Origin of the sequence: Maribacter flavus, from assembly GCF_008386635.1 — a bacterium.
In the GTDB taxonomy this organism is placed as follows: domain Bacteria; phylum Bacteroidota; class Bacteroidia; order Flavobacteriales; family Flavobacteriaceae; genus Maribacter; species Maribacter flavus.
The window spans coordinates 1,766,188-1,783,898 of sequence record NZ_VUOE01000001.1 but is presented as its reverse complement, the minus strand read 5'-3'; the positions used below and the strand labels follow the sequence as shown (position 1 = coordinate 1,783,898).

Here is a 17,711-nt window from a genome sequence, read left to right as displayed (position 1 = left end):
ACTAATCCATTATTATCTTAAATTGATGCTTAAGGCCATTATAGCCATCCAAATCCGCCTTAATGGCACCAACCGCTAAATCCGCTTTTATTCGTATTGGAATTCGATTATCGTCATTGGAAACCCAGAGCGATAAACTTTCCTGTTCTTTGAAGACCCTACCGGATTGCACCAAGGGCCTAAACTTGAGACATTCTACCTTTCCGTATTTGGTGTTGAGAATCTCCTTTCCCAGGTACTTCAACTTAAAATTGAAAATACCGTCATCATCGTACAACATTTTCAAGTCAATGGCCTCGCCTTGTACCAAGTCACTGGGATCATAATTATTCCTCAAATAATAAAATGCAGAAATTAAATCCTGTATGCTATCTTGGAGATCAAAATTAAACTTTTTATTGTTTTTTTTGTCATATAGGACCGCTTTGTCATTCACATGGTCAAAGTTGATTTCAACATCCTTGGTATAGCCACCTTCATTTATCTTTCTAATGAATCTGTAGGGCTTCCCATCCTTTCTATCAAAATAGCTTTCGTAGGTATCGTCAACTTTAAAAAACAGGCTTGCAAAACCGGTGGTCTCCCCATGACCTACGACATGATACACCGGCACGGAATCGATAATTGCATTCTTTACATGTAGTGTGGCATAACTGGCATTTAGAAAGCCGTAATGCATCCTAAACTTAAGCCACTCACCAGATTTAAAGGCAGATTGCTGTCCTTGCGCGAACATCTTGCCCATGCCCATACATAGAAGTATGACCAAAACCTTTTTCATATGATTACTTTTATGTAAAAATACTATACCGTTCCTCATAATTAATGTTCTTACAATAACTTAAACAAAATTTATTCCAAAGTATTGCACAAAAAAAGCCCAGTCTTGAAACTGGGCTTTTCCTAAATAACCAACCAAACTTTAAATTATGAAAAACCAATACTTAAAGTTGTAAGGGAACCACCCCTTACTGATGTAAAATTAAAACATCCTTTGCTTCTGGTATACGATTTAACTTACTTTAACTTTCAACTTAACAGTAATTCACATTTGAAAGCCTGATTTGTGAATCCCTTAAGAAAATAGAAGTTTGTATTGAAGAAATAGATTAAAACCAGTAGCCTATACTGAAGAAAAAATTGGAGTTTTTACCTTCTGGGGACCATGAGTAAAGCACTTGAATTGGCCCAATAAACGACTCCCAACCATATCCAATTCCATAGCCAGAAAAATCCGGGGATGAAAACCATTCCCCTGTTCTAAATAAATCATCTTCCACATTGGCGTAATTAGCGGAAAACAATAAATGATTTTTGGCATAGAACTCATAATCCAAACGTCCATAGGCCTTAACAAAACTATTGCCAGGGAGGCTTAAAAAATCATAGCCATAAAAAGGAACGAAATTGTTAATCAAATCCGTACCGAATCCTCCAAGAACAAAATCGAATGTGGTAACACCGGAAGTGCCCAATTTAAAACCTCCTTCTGTCTCAATGTTCATTGAAAGATTTTTAAAAATTGGGAAAGCTGCACCCATTCTTGCCTTGGAAATGGAAAAATCCTTGAAATTTTGATTAAAATCAGATGAAAGAATATAATAATGCATGTCCCCGTCAAAGTACAGTCCCCTAGTGGGAAAATACCGATCATCATAGGTGTCCAATTTTAAATTTCCAAAAACGCTAAAAAAGCTTCCATTTTCAAAATAAAGACGATCATCAGATGCCGAACCTACAAGATTTTCCTCCACTCCTGAAAAAGGTTCAATGGTGCGAGTACTATATTTCAAATACTTATATTCCGCACCCAAGGTAAAGGCGAATTCCTCCCTAAGAACCGTTTGAATGTAGAGTTGATTGGTAAAGTCGGATACATCCAGGTTCAAGTTGTTTAGGTTGGTACCAAAGGGAACCTCAAAATTTTGACGGATCAGGTCAAAATTTATGTCCTGGGAGAAGGCACTGAACCTCGAGTTGAGCCCAAAACTCCAATACGTACCCTTATCTACATAATATTGAAAATTGTACCTCACATTGTCGCCAAGAATAAGGTCAAAGGAGGCGACATCATCCTGTAAGGCCAAATTTCTTTTGGTGAAATTAATGATAGCGGCACTTTTATAAAGATCGTCATAATGTGCGCCCAAGCGAATGAAAGAGGTGTTGGGCGTTTCGTCCAATCGTAATATCAAATCCTCGCCGGTACCGTTCGAAACCAATTTATACCTATTGGTAGTAAAATTGCCCGTAGCGGTCAAGTTGCTAATTCCTTGCTGTAATTTTTTAAACGTTATGGGTTCTGCCAAATTAAATCGGAGCTTTCCTTTTACATAACCTCTTGTGTGTTGATTGTTACCGTTAATGATCAATCTATTGATGGTTATGGAGTCTCTCAATGTTTTATACTTTATAAGATCTTTATCAATTTTTGAGTTACTCCCAATCTCACTTAGGGCATTGAGCTTTTCACGTGCTGCAATCATACCTTTTTCAATGATTTCGGCAGCCTTGTCAAATTGAATTACTGAAAAAGCTGCAATATCCGGTCTTATATAGATGTCCGTTTTTTTAGACTTTTGCACCATGTCCCTCACAGTTCTGTAATTGTTAATCTGAGAAAGTATTTCAGTTGCGGACATTAGTGCGTCCCTCTTGGATAGGTCATGTTGTACGTCAATACCAATTATGATATCGGCACCCATATTCCTAACCTTGTCGATGGGATAATTGTTGACTACTCCACCATCTATTAGAATACGGTTGTCAATACTTGAGGGCTCGAATAAGGATGGCAGCGTTCCACTTGCCATAATCGCTTGGGGCAGGTATCCTGAATCCAAAACAACTTCCTCCCCGGTCTCAATATCGGTAGCTATGCATACAAAAGGAATTGGGAGTTTGTAAAAATCGTTTACGTCCTTCACATGATACAACAATCTAACGAGCTCGTTATAAATGTTTTGCCCACCTGAAAATGCGGTAGGTACGGTAATCTTGAAATTATCAAAGGGAAGCGTTAATGCGTATCGTTCAGAATCTTCCTTCTCGTAAAAGGTTTTTGCATTTCTAGGGAGGTTATCCTGAATCAAATTTATGAAATCCGTCGCCCTGAAAATAGAATCCAATTGATCGGCCGTGTAGCCTGCTGCATACAAGGCTCCCACTATGGCCCCCATACTGGTTCCACCAACATAATCGATTTCTACGCCTGCTTCCTCAATTACCTTTAGTGCACCAATGTGTGCCATTCCCTTCGCACCTCCACCACTGAGTACCAGCCCCACCTTTGGTCTCTTAAGGTTATCCTGTTGGGAGTAACTTTGTAGTGATACCTGAAATAACAGAGAAAGTAGTATAATTCTCAGCATCCAGCTTTGCGATATTTCCAAATCAATGAAACGACCCATATATTTTTTGTGCTTTGGAAGTACCCACAACTTCGGCCAAATGATCCAAAGATGCTTCCTTTATTCGCTTAACGGACTTAAATTTTTTCAACAAGTCCCTTGCTGTTTTCTCTCCCACACCTTCAATATTTTCCAGTTCAGAATTGATGGCGCTCTTGCTTCTTTTATTTCTATGAAAAGTTATGCCAAATCTATGGGCTTCGTTCCTTAAATGTTGGATAATCTTTAAACTTTCAGATTTTTTGTCCAGATAGAGTGGTATGGAGTCCCCAGGGAAATAAATTTCCTCGAGCCGCTTTGCAATTCCTACAATAGCTATTTTACCTCTGAGACCCAAAATGTCCAGACTTTTTAAAGCTGAAGAAAGTTGTCCCTTACCTCCGTCTATGATAATTAATTGTGGCAATGGTTCCTCCTCTTCCAAAAGCCTTTTATATCTTCTAAACACCACTTCCTCCATGGAAGCAAAATCGTCCGGTCCCGAAACGGTCTTGATATTAAAATGCCTATAGTCCTTCTTGCTGGGTTTGCCATCCTTAAAAACGACACATGCCGCAACGGGATTGGTACCCTGTATATTACTGTTGTCAAAACATTCGATATGCCTTGGTTCTTCGGACAATCTCAAGTCCTTTTTCATTTGGGCCATAATGCGATTGGTATGGCGATCCGGATCAATAATCTTGATTTGGTTGAAACGTTCCTGTCTAAAAAACTTCGCATTACGTTCCGATAGTTCCAAAAGACGTTTCTTGTCTCCAAGCTTTGGAACGGATATGATCAAGGATTCATCCAGTTCCACGGGAAAAGGAAGATAGAGTTCCTTGGATTGCGAATTAAATCGTTGCCTTATTTCCACGATAGCCAATTGTAGCAATTCTTCATCGGACTCATCCAATTTCTTTTTGATTTCCATGGTGTGCGACCTTATGATCGAACCATGTGACAATTGTAAAAAATTCACATAGGCCATGGCGTTGTCGGCCACAATCGTAAACACATCCACATTGCTGATCTTAGGATTTACGATGGTCGATTTTACCTGATAGTTTTCCAACACTTCTATTTTATCCTTTATGCGCTGGGCCTCCTCATATCGCATCTCCGCTGCAAAGGTTTTCATTTGTCCCTTAAAATAATGAAGCGAAGATTTAAAATTTCCTTTGATTATTTCCTTTATGTCTGCAATTTGTCGGTCATATTCCTCAGAACTTTGAAGGCCTTCACAAGGGCCTTTACAATTGCCCAAATGATATTCCAAACAGACCTTGTACTTACCGCCCTTGATTTTTTCTTCGGATAGATCGTAGTTGCAGGTCCGTAATGGATACACACTTTTGATCAAGTCCAAAAGTGTCCTAACCGTCTTCATACTGGTGTAGGGACCGTAATATTCAGAACCGTCCTTTATGACCCTTCTGGTAGGAAACAGTCTCGGAAAACGCTCATTTTTTAAACACAACCAAGGGTAGGACTTATCATCCTTGAGCATTACATTATATCTGGGCTTGTATTCCTTTATTAAATTGTTCTCCAGCAAAAGTGCATCTGATTCTGTAGGAACCACAATGTGCTTGATCTTCTTTATTTTTTTTACAAGTACTCTGGTCTTTCCATATTCATGATTCTTGTTAAAATAAGAGGAGACCCGCTTTTTAAGATTTTTTGCCTTACCTACATACAGTATTTTATCTTCCTTGTCATAAAATTGATAAACGCCGGGGCCATTGGGCAGTGCACTTAATTGAACGTCAATGGGAATTTGGGACATAAAGCTTTGGTACGGGTTCTTATATCGTTGGATTTGAATTTACACGCTTTTCTTGAAACAACTTAAATTTTCTAATCATTTTAACGCATTTAAAGCAGAAAAATAGAACGGGTAAAGGCTAAACAGTTTTTAGAATGGTTCAATAAATTAATGTAGGATTCACACTAAAATGTGTTAAAGCACCAAATTTTTAATTTTCAACACAATTAATTGATTATCAGCATCTTAATCTCGTTATTGAATTATCTATATTCCCGTTTATGTTAATTTTCATATAAAAATGTGCTTTTTAACGATAAAATTGTGCTTTTCAAGGAGATTTAATGATTTTTTTACTTACATTTAAAACAATCAAAACCTCGAATACTTTTTGTTTAATATATGGAAAGCTACATAATAACACTTGGAACCTACCTCATACTAATGTTATTTTTCAAAGTTTTCTTTGCGGTCGCAGGAAAAGAATAATCATTGCCTAAGGTACATCAAATCATTTTTCAATCATGTTGAAGAAAGATTTGCGTCTAAAATATTCAGCTTTTAGAAAACAGCTTTCTCTAGAACAGATTGCGGCAAAAAGTCTTGATATATCAAATAAGGCTTTGGAACTTCCTATTTGGTCCAAAAAGTATTACCATATATTTCTTCCCATTACCTCAAAACAGGAAATTGATACGATTAATTTATTATCCATTCTTCAAGGCAAGGACAAGTATGTAATCGTACCAAAGGTTCAGCAGGATACCCTTGAGCATTATTTATTGACCGATTCTACCAAATTCAAGAACAATTCCTGGGGGGTACCGGAACCCATTGACGGTATACAGATTGACCCAAGTAAGATCGATGTTGTGTTCATTCCACTATTGGCATTTGATACAATAGGTCATAGGGTTGGTTATGGCAAAGGGTACTACGATACATTTTTAGCGAGCTGCAGACCTGATATAATTAAGGTAGGTCTTAGTTTTTTTGAGGCGGAGGAATTGATTACAGATATCTTCCCAGGGGACATTCCATTGGATTACTGTGTTACCCCACAAAAAAACTATTCCTTTGATGGTTCCTGAGGTTGTCCAAAGCTTTCATGAGTATCCACGCCCATTTCATCGGTATCTTTCCCATCGTCCTTTCCAAAAGCCCTTTTGTTAAAAACCAATAAAATCCCTACGCCCGTGCTTATGGCCGTATCGGCTATATTAAAAACGGGCTCAAAAAATCGAAAATTCTTGCCTCCCACAAAGGGCATCCAATCCGGCCAAGTGGTATCCACCAATGGAAAATAGAGCATATCCACTACTTTACCATAAAATGCTTTCCCATAAGGTTCGTCCGAGAATAAAGTCGCAACGTGATTGTAACTATCATCAAAGATAAGACCATAAAAAACAGAGTCCAGAATATTCCCCAAGGCACCTGCGAATATAAGGGAAACGGCCACTATCAAAGTTTTGGATGATTTTTTCCTGATCACATCGTGCAACCAATAGCCAATGCCAAAAATGGCAAACAACCTAAAAATGGTCAATACCAATTTTCCAGTGGCATCAGAAATTGGGAGTACATCACTAAGCTTGGCACCCCAAGCCGCACCCTCGTTTTCGATAAACAGAATCTTGAACCAATTGAAAACATCCACTGATTCGCCCAAGACGAAATGCGTCTTGATATATATCTTGCTCCATTGGTCAATTAGGAGAATCAATACTATTAATAAAATGGACTTCTTTAGGTTCATGTGCTTGTTTGACCGGGCAAAAATAGAAATATTATTCGGTTTTGTTCAGTATGATATTCCCGGTTACGGAATTTAAATGGTACTGATCATCACCGTTTGGGATAGGATTTTTTAGATACGTACCATATTTGGTTTCCGCCATAATATTTGCACTGTCCGCATAGACTATTATATTGCCACTTTGGGTCCTTACCTTGACTTCCCCAGAGACCTTATGAAGTTCGCAGGTTCCATCAGAAAGGGTAACATCAAAACGGGAGTAATCCCCAAATGCGACGACCCTAGCGCTCTTTCCGTAGACCTCGACATTTTTGTAAGAGGGCACTTTAATTTTTAAGGCAATGGATACCACTTTGTGTGCGCTTAATTTGTCGTTTGGGTTTATAAAACTTGGTTGGAAACCGGCGCCAAGCACCAATGTATTACCCACTTCAGAAACATTCATTTGCAGGTCCTCGCTATACTCCCCATCCATTTGCGCATCCACTTCTACCGCTTTTCCCTCAACAGTTTCTAAAATGACCTCATAACAGTTTTCGGCATTGACCTGGATGAGGTTGACGGATTCGCCCAACAGTACCTTGTGCACTTTCTTTTGTGCGAAACCTTGGGTTGCAATTATCAATAAGACGAACGGGAAAAATTTCACAACGGACCATTAAAAAACGCCCCGAGAGGCGTTTTGATTATTTTTGCATATTCTTGGCTTCGATACTCAATGTAGCATGCGGCACCAATTTCAAACGCTCTTTGTTGATGAGTTTCCCCGTTATCCGGCAAATGCCGTAGGTTTTATTCTCTATTCTAAGCAAGGCATTTTTTAAGTCCCTAATGAACTTTTCCTGCCGAATGGCCAATTGGGTATTCGCTTCCTTGCTCATGGTCTCGGAACCTTCCTCAAAGGCCTTAAAGGTTGGGGAAGTATCATCTGTACCATTATTCCCATCGTTCATATAAGAACTTTTAAGAAGTTCCAAATGACTTTTAGCTTTTTCTATTTTTTCCTCTATCAATTCCTTGAACTCCGCCAAATCCTTGTCCGAGTATCTTACTTTTAAATCTTCTGCCATCTCGTTAATGTTTTGCAATAAACAATTTAGTGTTCACTTCATCGAAGGCAATTTCAGTGCCATTCTCTAAATATTCCTCAAAATTCAACTCCGCTGTCAAAGTTTCCGCTTTAATGTAATTAAGATTACTGGTCACCGCCTGTTCTACCAAACCGTCCTTTTGCATCCTAATGTCGATTCTATCGGTCACTTCAAAACCAGATTCCTTTCTTAAATTTTGGATTCTGTTGACAAGTTCCCTTGCGATACCCTCTTTCTTTAGATCCTCATTGATGGTGATATCCAATGCGACCGTTGTTTTGCCCGATGAGGCCACCAACCAACCTTCAATATCCTGGGAGCTTATCTCTACATCCTGAAACTGTAAAATAATACTTTTATTTTCTATTTGAAGTGATAATTCGCCTTCTTGCTCAATTTTTTGGATATCTTCCTGATTTAGAGTACTTATAGCGTTCGCAATTTGCTTCATTTCCTTGCCGAACTTTGGCCCCAAAGTCTTGAAATTGGGTTTTATTCGTTTGACCAGCACTCCAGATGCATCGTCCAAAAGTTCAATTTCCTTTACATTTACTTCCGATTTTATCAAATCGGATACCGCCAAAATATCGGTTCTGTCCTGCTCGTCCAAAATAGGAATCATGATTTTTTGGAGCGGTTGCCGCACCTTTATCTTTTCCTTTTGCCGTATCGATAAAACCAAGGACGATATCGTTTGGGCCTTTTGCATCTTTTGTTCCAAGGCCGAATCGATCATATTTTTATCCGACGTTGGGAAATCTGCCAAATGGACACTTTCAAAGGGTTCCAAATGGGTTGTTGCTATCAGGTCCTTGTAGAGTCTATCCATAAAAAATGGTGCTACCGGTGCTGAAAGTTTGGCTACTGTTACCAAACAGGTATAGAGTGTTTGATAGGCAGCGATCTTGTCCTTTTGGTAATCCCCTTTCCAGAACCTTCTTCTGCACAGGCGAACGTACCAATTGCTTAGGTTTTCCTGTACGAAATCTGAAATCGCCCTCGTAGCCTTGGTAGGTTCATAATCTGCATAGGCATCATCTACAAAAGCGATCAATGAATTGAGTTCGGATAAAATCCATCGGTCTATTTCCGGTCTTTCCTCCACGGGTATATTTTCCTCGGAAAAGCTAAAGGCATCGATATTTGCGTACAGCGCAAAGAAGGAATAGGTATTGTAAAGTGTCCCAAAGAATTTTCGCTTCACTTCAACAATGCCCTCCGAGTCAAATTTTAGGTTGTCCCATGGGTTCGCATTGCTGATCATATACCAGCGAGTCGCGTCCGCACCATGCTCCTTCATCGTATCAAAGGGGTCTACGGCGTTGCCCAGTCTTTTGGACATTTTTTTCCCTTCCTTGTCCAGCACAAGTCCGTTGGAAACCACGTTTTTATAAGCCACGGAATCGAACACCATGGTGCCTATGGCATGTAGCGTGTAAAACCATCCCCTCGTCTGGTCAACACCTTCCGCGATAAAATCAGCCGGAAAGGTCTTGCCCGTGTCGATAAGTTCCTTGTTTTCAAATGGATAATGCCACTGGGCGTAGGGCATGGAACCACTATCGAACCAAACATCTATGAGGTCGCTTTCCCGCTTCATGGGTTTACCGGACGGAGAAACCAAGGTTATCTGATCTACGATGTTCTTGTGCAGGTCTACCCTTTCATAGTTTGCTTCGGACATGTCACCAACCACAAAGTCCTCAAAAATATCCTTCTCCAACACGCCGGCTTCCAAGGCCTTTTGCATTTCGGACTTCAAATCGGCAACAGAACCAATGATCAATTCCTCCTTGCCGTCACTGGTCCTCCAAATAGGCAAGGGAATCCCCCAATACCGTGATCTGGACAAATTCCAATCGTTTGCGTTGGCCAACCAATTTCCAAAACGTCCCTCACCGGTTGCTTTGGGTTTCCAATTGATAGATTGGTTCAGCTCGAACATCCTGTCCTTAATATCGGTTACCTTGATGAACCAGGAATCGAGCGGATAATACAATATAGGCTTATCCGTACGCCAACAATTGGGGTAGCTGTGAACGTACTTTTCAACCTTGAAAGCCTTGTTTTCCTCTTTAAGTTTTATGGCAATTTCTACATCTACGGAACGCTCCGGGGCCTCCCCGTCCTCATAATATTCATTTTTCACGTACTTTCCGCCCAGCTCCTTCAATTCCGGTCTAAATTTCCCCTGTAAATCTACCAAAGGGACAGGATTGGCATTTTCGTCCAAGACCAACATAGGCGGTATTTCCGGTACGGCCTGCTTTGCCACGAAGGCATCATCCGCACCAAAAGTAGGGGCAGTGTGTACGATTCCCGTACCGTCTTCCGTGGTAACGAAATCCCCGGATATAACTCGAAATGCATTTTCCGCATTTTCGTAAGGAAGTACATAGGGCAACAATTGTTCGTACTTGATGCCGACCAAATTTTCACCTTTTGTTTCCGATAAAATCTGATAGGGTATCTTTTTGTCACCCGCGTTGTAAGCAATTAGATCCGATGCTTGGGATACTTCAACATATTTTCCCACAAATTGCTTTCCGACCAAATTCTTGGCCAAAACAACATACATGGGTTCAAAAGTATATTGATTGAAAGACCTTACCAATACATAATCGATCTTAGGGCCCACGGTCAAAGCCGTATTGGAAGGAAGTGTCCATGGCGTCGTCGTCCAAGCCAGGAAAAAAGCCTCTCCCGTACCTTCCAAAGGAGGGGCGACTCCAAATGCTTTGAATATATCCTTTTCCGTTCCCCCTTTGGGGCTTAGGGGGCTTTTGAATTGCGCCGTAACTGTGGTATCCGTGACATCTTGGTACGTTCCCGGTTGGTTCAATTCATGCGAACTCAATCCCGTTCCCGCCTTAGGCGAATAGGGCTGTATGGTATATCCCTTATAAATAAGGCCTTTATCATAAATCTGTTTCAATAACCACCAAACAGATTCCATGTATTTCGACTTGTAGGTAATGTAAGGGTCGTCCATATCCACCCAATACCCTACTTGTTCCGTCATGGCGTTCCAAACATCGGTATAGCGCATTACCGCCTTTTTACATGCGGCATTATATTCCTCCACCGATATTTTTATCCCAATATCTTCCTTGGTTATGCCAAGTTCCTTTTCCACACCCAATTCAATGGGCAGTCCGTGGGTATCCCAGCCAGCCTTTCGTTTCACCTGAAAGCCTTTCATGGTCTTGTACCTGGGAAAGATATCCTTGATGGTACGCGCCATGACATGGTGAATACCTGGCATTCCGTTGGCAGACGGCGGGCCTTCAAAAAAGACATAACTTTCCTTACCCTCCCTAGAAGAAATACTTTTGTCAAAAATATTGGCCGTTTTCCAGTAGTCTAAAACTTCTTCTGCAACTTTGGGTAAGTCCAATCCCTTATATTCTGCGAACTTCATACGAAATGCTTATGGTTCTGGGTTTTAAGCCTGCAAAATTAATTAATTTAGTTGGAACTGTTGTTCTACCAAACAATGAAATGGATTAAATAAGAAAATCACTGACTAGCGAAAACATGAGCTTTAATCCAAAATAAGCCTCGCTACGTATATAGCTATACAAACACTAAAAAATTAACACCATGAAAAAATTAGTAGTAAGCACGATTTTAGTTTTGGCCTTAAGCATGTCTTTTGTGTCCTGCAGGGAAACGGCCGAAAAAGCAAAAGATGCCGCTAGCCAAGCGGAAGAAGCCCTTGAAGAAACCGGAAATGATCTAAAAGAAGCTGGTGAAGACGCTATGGACAAAGCCAAGGAAGCTGGGGAAAGCATGAAACAAGCTGGGGAAAAAGCTATAGATTCCGCCAAGGAAGCCGGAGAGGATGCTCTTGACTCCGCAAAGGAAGCTGGAGAAGAAGCTATGGACAAAGCCAAAAAAATTGGTGAGGACGTAAAGGACGTAACCAAGGAAGCTGCAGATAAAATTTCACAATAATAAACCTGTACTTTCCTTAAATAGGAAACGTAGGAATTCTGAACAAAAAGGCCCGATTGAAGGGCTTTTTTATTTTAAAAGTGGTACCCAATTCCCAATATCAAATTACTTCCAGGTGCCACAATCCCGGAGGAATACGTTCTATATCGCTGATTTGTAATATTCTCCAAGCTTAGGGTCGCGTTCAAATTGTTCGCAATTGCATATTGGGAGCGAAAGTTCAAGGTATACCAGGATGGTGAAAATGGATCGCCGTTTTCGTCTGTAGCATACATATAATCCTTGGACTGTTCGGATATAGCCAGGTCATCATTGGATACCTCTCCATTATAGTTGAGGAAAAAGTCGGTCGAAATCCTTTCCCGCTTCCATTTTACATGAAAATCGCCAAAAGTGGGAGGCGCATGCCTTGCCGGAGAATCCGTTCCGTCCTCCTCTTCTTCGATTCCCTCGGTAATGGTAAAATTGGAAGCGAGGGACCAATGGTCCGTCAAATAGGCATCCAGACCAAACTCAAATCCATATACATAGGCTTTTGCGGCATTCTGGATGGCCTGTACATTGCTCAACTCTCCTCCATATTCAATTTGGGAAACACCATTAAAGGTAAAATCCCTTCGGACCAAGGCATCTACCAAGTACGTGTAAAAGGTGGCCCCTTTGAGTACAAGCTTATCCCCAAAGTTCTTTTGTATCCCCAACTCCAAATTATATGCGTATTCCGATTCCAAATCCGGATTTGGAACGACAACCGATCCAGGTTCCGAATCAAATATTTTTCCAATATCGTCTACATTGGGAGCCCTAAAACCTGTGGACCCATTAAACGTAATTTGTAGGTTCTGTCTTGGAAACCAACTGAAACCCAAACTCCCGGTTAATGCGCCCGTACTTACATCGGCATTCTCAAAAGGAAAGGCATAAAAAGTACGGTCAAACAATGCATCTATCCAAACATGGCTATACCGTAAACCGGACATGATAATAAAATTGGGCTTGGCCTTGTATTCTCCGTTTAAATATCCCGCCAGACTTTTCCAAGTGGCTCCGTCCGGATATCTGGAAGCTGCCGCTGTACTTTCCCCGGTAGCGATATTGGTGTCCAAACCTGTTGACCCAACATTGTTAAAAATAAATTCCCCGCCATAATACAGTTTGAAATTCCCGATTTTCTTGTTTTCAAAATCCAGATTCAGGTTCAGTGCATCCACTATTTCCTTTGTGGTATTTAAAATGGAACCTCCAAAATCCCGATTGCTCCTACTTTCTTCAAAAAACTGGTAGGCTGCAGTCAATTTCAATCCATCGTACAGTTTTCCGTTGCCCTTCTTTTTTAATTGCATATTTCCCATGAACCATTTTTGGGGGCCGTAATACCACTCGGCCGACCTTAACCCCAAGCCATCCCTTGAAGGTCTAATGAGCCTGTCATATCTGGAATAGTCCGATGTTTCTGAATAATGGATTCCTAGATTCAAGTCCCAGTTCACATGGGGTCTGAATAGGAATTTCTGCATAAAATTCATTTGATCGTAACCCGTAGGAACTTGCTTTCTTGGATTGTCGTTTGGCACAAGTACATCTTCCCCATTTCGGGTCATGACAAAATTGTTTCTCAGGTAGGAATCGGGGCCATGGCTTCCCATGGTCAAATCCTGAAAACTGTTAAAGGAAAAACTGGATAAGGAAGCCCATTTCTCCTTTCCAATGTTTACATCGGCGTGAACCGTATTTTCCATATTTACCGAAGAAAATCGGTAGTTGGCATTCCCTGAAAATTCGGTCGTTTCCTTTTGACTTAGCATGGGCTGCTTAGTGTAGAAGTTCATAACACCACCTATTGCATCGCTTCCATAAATAACGGAACCCGGGCCAAAGATAATTTCCGTATTTCGGATGTTGAAGGGGTCGATGGAGATGACATTCTGCAAATTGCCTCCCCTAAATATGGCATTGTTCATACGCACCCCATCCACTGAAAGCACCAATCTGTTAGTGGCAAAACCCCTGATCATAGGGCTCCCCCCGCCCAGCTGACTTTTTTGCACAAAAACCTTTCCGCTACTTTGTAGCAAATCCGCAGAGGTCTGTGGCGTATTCAAGGCTATGGTCTGGGCGTCTATGGATACAATTTTGTTGGGAACCTCCTTTTTTTGTTGTTCCCATTTGGAAACCGACATGACCACCTCATCCAAGCGTTCAGGTCTCATTTGTAAATAAACCTTGTACCCATTCTTGACTATCTGGAGTCGGGTAACTTTTTTGGTTTCATAACTAAGATGTCGCAGCGTTAACCTTTCCACATTCAAAAAAGGGGCGAAATCAAAATTTCCGTCAAAATCCGTTACACTGATTATGGTCTTATCCGGATTGAAAACTGCCACGTTTGGTATAGGTTCGCGCGTATCGCTATCCAAAACGGTCACCTGTTGTGACCATCCTACATAGCAGTATAGAAAAAAAATAAGGGGTAAAAATCGCTTCATATTAACCAAAGACCTCATTAAGAACCGCCAATGACTTGGGTTTTCTAAAACCTTGCAAGTGCAACTCGTAATACAACACCAAGGATTGGAGCAGTTCTTGCCTGTTGTTCTTTCTCATTTTTATCGTGTTAATTGCATCAAAATTTATGCCTAAAAATGATTTGAAAAAGAAAAGATTTTCTCCTGATAAAATAGGGTTTAAGGTTGTAGTAGCTACAAATTCGCCCTCCAGCAAGTCAAAATAGGAAGCATCCATATTGTTCACATCTGGGTAAAACCCTAAGTATTTGGTCAGTAGGATTAAAAAGTAGAGATGAAAATTGGAGGTTTCCGTATGGATATCCAACCATTGCAAGGCCGCTTCCAAAAAATGGAAAAGTTCTGGGTTTGCCTCTTCCTCATGGATGCTATTGGCCAGCATTTCCGCCAAAAATAGTGCCATGGCGTTTTTCACGATGTTGGTATGCAAATCTTGATAATGGTAATACAGCTTTGCCTCCTTAACACTTTCCAAAGACCCTTTATTTCTGTGTGTGGCAACAAGTTCCAATTGTGTCAGAGGCTGAAACAGGGCCTTTTTTACCTTTCCTTTTTTAGTGGCCAATATTCCGCGAAGTAGGTACGATTTTAGACCATCGGACTCCGTAAAAATCCGTACGATCAAACTGGTATCCCCATATTTAATGGAAGTTAGAACGATGCCTTTGGTGGTTACCTGCATTCAAAAAGGTTTTTACAAAGATATTCTTTACTGCCCTATGGAATCGTTGGCCCAATTTTTGGGATATTCCTGTAAAATAACGTTTCCAATATTTTGGGTATAGTGGTGCTTATCCAACCAATAACAGGGACTCATTCGCATTAATTTGGCACCATAAGGCCTAAAAAGCTTAAAACCCTTGTTTTCCAATGTTTTCAAAAGGTATTCGAACTGCATCCTTCTTTCGGTGGAGCTTACATAATTTTCAAAGGAGCTGGGATGTACCAAAAATGTCAACTGGATACCCTTTTGCCAGCTTAAAGATCTAATTTTTTCAAGGATTTCAATCTGTGAAGAAAAATCCAGCGGCTGTATGGGTGCTGCATGCGGGAAATCCACAAGTTCCAGGTTTTCATGGGAAATACAATCGGCTTCATTGGCATTGTGTGCGTAATAATTACCATTGGTATATATATCATGCTCAATATACTTTTTACTCAGATCTGCCCCCAGAATTTTTTTGATGGAGATGGGCAAGAACAGAAACTCCCATTGGATTTTATCCTGTTGTAAGTTCACGAACTTACGAGAGGCGTCGTTCTCATGCGAGCTAGTCCTTTCATAAATAACCCCTTCGTCCATCCCTAAAATAATGTTATTTACTTGAACACCGTTTTCAAGCAGCAATAGCAGGCTATTGTAGAATTCTTCTGGGGTTCCCAAGGAATAGGTCATATTGTACCATGATGTTTCTCCAGTATTCAATTGGTTCACATGAAGTACGCCTCCCTTGGAATTGGAAAACAAAAAGCTGTTGAACTTTTGAGGGTTTTGAAGGACATAATTCGTTTTTAAACTATGTTCGTTGGGTCGTACAGCCCTAAAGTCTCTCCTACTCCCAAAAATTCCATAGGGATCTATGGTGTAATTATAGATACCCGTGGCCGAAAAGTAAACTAGCACAATCAAACCAAAAAAAGCCGCCTTTTTGAGAAATGTTTCCATCTAAAATTGAAAATAAATGAATTGACTTGAGCTGGTATTCAAACTTATAAGATAGACTGATACTATTATGACCGATACCTCTATGGCCCACACCCATTTTTTATCCATACCCTTTAAAAAGGTGAAATTAAGGCGTTCATCCTTTCTAAAGATCCAATCCAAAAACAATAGGGAACCCACACTATACAGTCCGTTTTTGTAAATAAGCGGAAAATCGAAATTTGTAAACATAAAGCTTATATATTCCAAAGCCGATGTCAAGGATGCACTCCTGAAAAATACCCATGCCAGTATCACCAAGAAAAATGTACGTAAAATTTGACCCAGTTCCTTCAGTGTTGGAAACCAAGAATTTTCCGCGACGATGTCCCTGGTATATGTTCTGTTTCGCCCCATGATATAGCTGGGCACGAACAGCAGGGCATGGACACAGCCCCACACCACAAAAGTCCAATTAGCACCGTGCCATAAACCACTGACTAAGAAGATGATACATACGTTCCTGAGCGATTTTAATTTACCTCTACGGGAACCGCCCAGGGGAATATAGAGGTAATCCCTAAACCAGGTGGATAGGGATATGTGCCATCTGCGCCAAAATTCCCCAACGTTTCGAGAAAAATAGGGGAACTTGAAATTGGACATCAATTCGATCCCGAACAATTTGGATACCCCAATCGCGATGTCTGAATATCCACTAAAATCGCAATAAATCTGAATGGCAAAATAAACCGCTCCCAACCAGAGAACGCCGCCCCCAAAATCATGGTAATTTTGAAAAATGTCGTCTACCTTGAGGGCCAAAACATCTGCAATTACAACCTTTTTCACCAAACCCCACAAAATAAGCCGCAGTCCCTTTTATACCATTTTCATAGGAAAAAGTCCTTTTCCCCAATATCTGTGGAAGCAAATTGGAGGCCCGTTCAATAGGTCCAGCAACCAACTTGGGAAAGAAGGAAACAAAGGCCGCGAAAGAAATGAAGTCCTTGGTATGCACTAGTTTGTTTCTGTACACATCAATGGTGTAGGACATGGTCTGGAAGGTATAGAAGGAAATCCCCACGGGAAGTATGATGTTGAGCGACCGTGAATTTTGTGTCTGATACCCCACACTGTTCAATAGTTGGATCCATGAATCCACAAAAAAATTGAAGTATTTAAAGAACGCCAATAGCCCAATATTAAAGGTCATACTAATCCCAAGTAAGACTTTTTTGCGAGAAGCCTTCGTTGTTCCTTGAATCTACAAGCCCACCAAATAATCAACGAGGGTAGATAAAATTATGAGGGACAGAAACCTGTAGTCCCACCATCCATAAAAGATGTAGGAAGCCAACAGCAACAATATATTCTGATGCCTGATCTTTTTGTTGAAAACGAACCAATACAGCACAAAGACAAAAATCAAAAAAACCAAAAATTCAAAAGAATTAAATAGCAAGCCCTTGTTTTAAGGGTCAAAAATAGGCTAAAATATGATGCTACTTATCCAAACTGATTCTAAGCCATAACAAAAAAGGCCTATCCAAAAAAAGGATAGGCCTTATGAT

At 40.5% G+C, this 17,711-nt stretch carries 14 protein-coding genes; 2 read left to right on the top strand and 12 right to left on the bottom strand.

What is annotated here, in order from left to right; genetic code table 11:
• Position 1: 1 nt before the first annotated feature.
• The 3 genes from F0361_RS07770 to uvrC all read right to left on the bottom strand — a co-directional run bounded on the left by F0361_RS07770 (position 2) and on the right by uvrC (position 5,181).
• Positions 2-781, bottom strand: a complete 780-nt coding sequence (locus F0361_RS07770) for a DUF3108 domain-containing protein (RefSeq protein ID WP_154917912.1) — start codon at positions 779-781, stop codon at positions 2-4.
• A 328-nt stretch (positions 782-1,109) separates the two neighbouring features.
• Positions 1,110-3,410 carry a patatin-like phospholipase family protein gene (locus tag F0361_RS07765; protein ID WP_246160831.1) on the bottom strand — a complete coding sequence of 767 codons (2,301 nt, stop codon included), beginning with the start codon at positions 3,408-3,410 and terminating at the stop codon, positions 1,110-1,112.
• On the bottom strand, positions 3,394-5,181 hold the full coding sequence (gene uvrC / locus F0361_RS07760; RefSeq protein WP_154917911.1) for an excinuclease ABC subunit UvrC: 1,788 nt from the start codon (positions 5,179-5,181) through the stop codon (positions 3,394-3,396). The genes F0361_RS07765 and uvrC overlap by 17 nt, the downstream gene beginning before the upstream one ends.
• Positions 5,182-5,684: 503 nt before the next feature.
• Here uvrC and F0361_RS07755 point away from each other — a divergent pair.
• A complete protein-coding gene (locus tag F0361_RS07755) occupies positions 5,685-6,251 on the top strand; it encodes a 5-formyltetrahydrofolate cyclo-ligase (RefSeq protein ID WP_154917910.1) in 567 nt (188 codons plus the stop codon).
• Here F0361_RS07755 and F0361_RS07750 read toward each other — a convergent pair.
• From F0361_RS07750 to ileS, 4 genes are read right to left on the bottom strand one after another with little or no spacing between them, the layout of a single operon-like run.
• Positions 6,230-6,919 (bottom strand): lipoprotein signal peptidase, encoded by a 690-nt coding sequence (locus F0361_RS07750; protein WP_154917909.1) that lies wholly within the window; start codon positions 6,917-6,919, stop codon positions 6,230-6,232. The two genes, F0361_RS07755 and F0361_RS07750, sit on opposite strands and share 22 nt — an antisense overlap.
• 31 nt (positions 6,920-6,950) lie before the next feature.
• Positions 6,951-7,568: a hypothetical protein gene (locus F0361_RS07745; RefSeq protein WP_154917908.1), complete on the bottom strand. Its 618-nt coding sequence runs from the start codon at positions 7,566-7,568 to the stop codon at positions 6,951-6,953.
• Positions 7,569-7,605: 37 nt separating this feature from the next.
• A complete protein-coding gene (locus F0361_RS07740; RefSeq protein WP_099544332.1) occupies positions 7,606-7,989 on the bottom strand; it encodes a TraR/DksA family transcriptional regulator in 384 nt (127 codons plus the stop codon).
• A gap of 4 nt (positions 7,990-7,993) precedes the next feature.
• On the bottom strand, positions 7,994-11,431 hold the full coding sequence (ileS, locus tag F0361_RS07735; RefSeq protein ID WP_154917907.1) for an isoleucine--tRNA ligase: 3,438 nt from the start codon (positions 11,429-11,431) through the stop codon (positions 7,994-7,996).
• A 182-nt stretch (positions 11,432-11,613) separates the two neighbouring features.
• Here ileS and F0361_RS07730 point away from each other — a divergent pair, with 182 nt between their 5' ends.
• Positions 11,614-11,967, top strand: a complete 354-nt coding sequence (locus tag F0361_RS07730; protein ID WP_154917906.1) for a hypothetical protein — start codon at positions 11,614-11,616, stop codon at positions 11,965-11,967.
• A gap of 74 nt (positions 11,968-12,041) precedes the next feature.
• On the opposite strand, the gene F0361_RS07725 is transcribed toward F0361_RS07730, so the two are convergent.
• From F0361_RS07725 to F0361_RS18945, 5 genes are read right to left on the bottom strand one after another with little or no spacing between them, the layout of a single operon-like run.
• The gene (locus tag F0361_RS07725) at positions 12,042-14,453 is read right to left on the bottom strand and encodes a TonB-dependent receptor (protein ID WP_154917905.1); all 2,412 of its coding nucleotides are present in this window, start codon (positions 14,451-14,453) and stop codon (positions 12,042-12,044) included.
• A 1-nt stretch (position 14,454) separates the two neighbouring features.
• Entirely contained in the window at positions 14,455-15,174 is a 720-nt protein-coding gene (recO, locus tag F0361_RS07720) for a DNA repair protein RecO (RefSeq protein ID WP_154917904.1), read from the bottom strand.
• Between the two features lie 27 nt (positions 15,175-15,201).
• Positions 15,202-16,158: a hypothetical protein gene (locus F0361_RS07715; RefSeq protein ID WP_154917903.1), complete on the bottom strand. Its 957-nt coding sequence runs from the start codon at positions 16,156-16,158 to the stop codon at positions 15,202-15,204.
• Positions 16,159-16,989: an MBOAT family O-acyltransferase gene (locus F0361_RS18950; RefSeq protein WP_317131732.1), complete on the bottom strand. Its 831-nt coding sequence runs from the start codon at positions 16,987-16,989 to the stop codon at positions 16,159-16,161.
• Positions 16,922-17,353 (bottom strand): MBOAT family O-acyltransferase, encoded by a 432-nt coding sequence (locus F0361_RS18945; RefSeq protein WP_317131731.1) that lies wholly within the window; start codon positions 17,351-17,353, stop codon positions 16,922-16,924. The genes F0361_RS18950 and F0361_RS18945 overlap by 68 nt, the downstream gene beginning before the upstream one ends.
• Between the last annotated feature and the right edge of the window lie 358 nt (positions 17,354-17,711).

Coding starts and splice junctions, on each gene's coding strand:
- F0361_RS07770 (WP_154917912.1), bottom strand. CDS start 781: ATGAAAAAGGTTTTGGTCATACTTCTATGTATGGGCATGGGCAAGATG.
- F0361_RS07765 (WP_246160831.1), bottom strand. CDS start 3,410: ATGGGTCGTTTCATTGATTTGGAAATATCGCAAAGCTGGATGCTGAGA.
- uvrC (WP_154917911.1), bottom strand. CDS start 5,181: ATGTCCCAAATTCCCATTGACGTTCAATTAAGTGCACTGCCCAATGGC.
- F0361_RS07755 (WP_154917910.1), top strand. CDS start 5,685: ATGTTGAAGAAAGATTTGCGTCTAAAATATTCAGCTTTTAGAAAACAG.
- F0361_RS07750 (WP_154917909.1), bottom strand. CDS start 6,919: ATGAACCTAAAGAAGTCCATTTTATTAATAGTATTGATTCTCCTAATT.
- F0361_RS07740 (WP_099544332.1), bottom strand. CDS start 7,989: ATGGCAGAAGATTTAAAAGTAAGATACTCGGACAAGGATTTGGCGGAG.
- ileS (WP_154917907.1), bottom strand. CDS start 11,431: ATGAAGTTCGCAGAATATAAGGGATTGGACTTACCCAAAGTTGCAGAA.
- F0361_RS07730 (WP_154917906.1), top strand. CDS start 11,614: ATGAAAAAATTAGTAGTAAGCACGATTTTAGTTTTGGCCTTAAGCATG.
- F0361_RS07725 (WP_154917905.1), bottom strand. CDS start 14,453: ATGAAGCGATTTTTACCCCTTATTTTTTTTCTATACTGCTATGTAGGA.
- recO (WP_154917904.1), bottom strand. CDS start 15,174: ATGCAGGTAACCACCAAAGGCATCGTTCTAACTTCCATTAAATATGGG.
- F0361_RS07715 (WP_154917903.1), bottom strand. CDS start 16,158: ATGGAAACATTTCTCAAAAAGGCGGCTTTTTTTGGTTTGATTGTGCTA.
- F0361_RS18945 (WP_317131731.1), bottom strand. CDS start 17,353: ATGACCTTTAATATTGGGCTATTGGCGTTCTTTAAATACTTCAATTTT.